Below are 2,767 nucleotides of genomic sequence, written 5' to 3' on the forward strand. Positions count from 1 at the left end.
ACCAGGCAAAACACACTGGTTATAGGATCAAGCCTTACGGGCAATTAGTACTGGTTAGCTTAACGCATTACTGCGCTTCCACACCCAGCCTATCAACGTCCTGGTCTCGAACGACCCTTCAAGGAGGTCAAGCCTCCAGGGAATCCTCATCTTCAGGCGAGTTTCCCGCTTAGATGCTTTCAGCGGTTATCTCTTCCGTACATAGCTACCCTGCGATGCCTCTGGCGAGACAACAGGTACACCAGCGGTACGTCCACTCCGGTCCTCTCGTACTAGGAGCAGCCCCCGTCAAGATTCCAACGCCCACGGCAGATAGGGACCAAACTGTCTCACGACGTTTTAAACCCAGCTCACGTACCTCTTTAAATGGCGAACAGCCATACCCTTGGGACCGGCTACAGCCCCAGGATGAGATGAGCCGACATCGAGGTGCCAAACACCGCCGTCGATATGAACTCTTGGGCGGTATCAGCCTGTTATCCCCAGAGTACCTTTTATCCGTTGAGCGATGGCCCTTCCATTCAGAACCACCGGATCACTATGTCCTGCTTTCGCACCTGCTCGACTTGTCGGTCTCGCAGTTAAGCACGCTTTTGCCATTGCACTTTAGGTACGATGTCCGACCGTACCAAGCGTACCTTCGAACTCCTCCGTTACACTTTGGGAGGAGACCGCCCCAGTCAAACTGCCTACCATGCACTGTCCCCGACCCGGATTCACGGGTCAAGGTTAGAACCTCAAACAAACCAGGGTGGTATTTCAAGGACGGCTCCACGTGAACTAGCGTCCACGCTTCAAAGCCTCCCACCTATCCTACACAGATCGGTTCAAAGTCCAATGCAAAGCTACAGTAAAGGTTCATGGGGTCTTTCCGTCTAGCCGCGGGGAGATTGCATCATCACAAACACTTCAACTTCGCTGAGTCTCGGGAGGAGACAGTGTGGCCATCGTTACGCCATTCGTGCAGGTCGGAACTTACCCGACAAGGAATTTCGCTACCTTAGGACCGTTATAGTTACGGCCGCCGTTTACCGGGACTTCAATCAAGAGCTTGCACCCCATCATTTAATCTTCCGGCACCGGGCAGGCGTCACACCCTATACGTCCACTTTCGTGTTTGCAGAGTGCTGTGTTTTTATTAAACAGTCGCAGCCACCATTTTATTGCAACCCCTTCACCCTTCTGGCGCAGGCCAGTCAAGCTACCAGGGCGTACCTTATCCCGAAGTTACGGTACCAATTTGCCGAGTTCCTTCTCCCGAGTTCTCTCAAGCGCCTTAGAATACTCATCTCGCCCACCTGTGTCGGTTTGCGGTACGGTCTCGTATGACTGAAGCTTAGAGGCTTTTCTTGGAACCACTTCCAATTGCTTCGCAGCACTAGGCCGCTCGCCCCACATCCTTGAATTCCGCGCCCGGATTTGCCTGAGCGCCTTCTCCAATGCAGGGACCGGGACTTCCAACACCCGGACAACCTTCCGCGATCCGTCCCCCCATCGCATCATACGACGGTGCAGGAATATTAACCTGCTTCCCATCAGCTACGCATCTCTGCCTCGCCTTAGGGGCCGACTCACCCTACGCCGATGAACGTTGCGTAGGAAACCTTGGGCTTACGGCGAGGGGGCCTTTCACCCCCTTTATCGCTACTCATGTCAGCATTCGCACTTCCGATACCTCCAGCATCCTTTACAAGACACCTTCACAGGCTTACGGAACGCTCTCCTACCACGCACATTACTGTGCGTCCGCAGCTTCGGTATATAGCTTAGCCCCGTTACATCTTCCGCGCAGGACGACTCGATCAGTGAGCTATTACGCTTTCTTTAAAGGGTGGCTGCTTCTAAGCCAACCTCCTGACTGTTTTAGCCTTCCCACTTCGTTTCCCACTTAGCTATATTTGGGGACCTTAGCTGGCGGTCTGGGTTGTTTCCCTCTTGACACCGGACGTTAGCACCCGATGTCTGTCTCCCGTGATTGCACTCTTCGGTATTCGGAGTTTGCTATGGCGGGGTAATCAGCAATAGACCCCCCAACCATGACAGTGCTCTACCCCCGAAGGTGAGACACGAGGCACTACCTAAATAGTTTTCGGAGAGAACCAGCTATTTCCAGATTTGTTTAGCCTTTCACCCCTATCCACAGCTCATCCCCTAACTTTTCAACGTTAGTGGGTTCGGTCCTCCAGTACGTGTTACCGCACCTTCAACCTGGCCATGGATAGATCATCTGGTTTCGGGTCTACACCCAGCGACTCAACGCCCTGTTCGGACTCGCTTTCGCTACGCCTTCCCTAATCGGTTAAGCTTGCCACTGAATGTAAGTCGCTGACCCATTATACAAAAGGTACGCCGTCACCCCTTACGAGGCTCCGACTGTTTGTATGCATGCGGTTTCAGGATCTATTTCACTCCCCTCCCGGGGTTCTTTTCGCCTTTCCCTCACGGTACTGGTTCACTATCGGTCGATCACGAGTATTTAGCCTTGGAGGATGGTCCCCCCATCTTCAGACAGGATTTCACGTGTCCCGCCCTACTTGTCGTACACCTAGTTCCACAACGCTGTTTTCGCATACAGGGCTATCACCTGCTATGGCCGGGCTTTCCATCCCGTTCTGCTAACAATGCTGCTAAAGAGTACAAGGCTCTTCCCATTTCGTTCGCCACTACTTTGGGAATCTCGGTTGATTTCTGTTCCTGCAGCTACTTAGATGTTTCAGTTCGCCGCGTTCGCTTCCCTGACCTATGTATTCAGTCAGGGATGACCCAT

1 rRNA gene is annotated in these 2,767 nt (G+C 53.1%); it reads right to left on the bottom strand.

The features are described from left to right. Positions 1-23: 23 nt before the first annotated feature. Positions 24-2,767: ribosomal RNA gene (locus tag AC1Q7H_RS39660) — 23S ribosomal RNA — on the bottom strand; the annotation flags it as partial.

Source organism: Cupriavidus sp. GW823-FHT06D04, assembly GCF_058795055.1.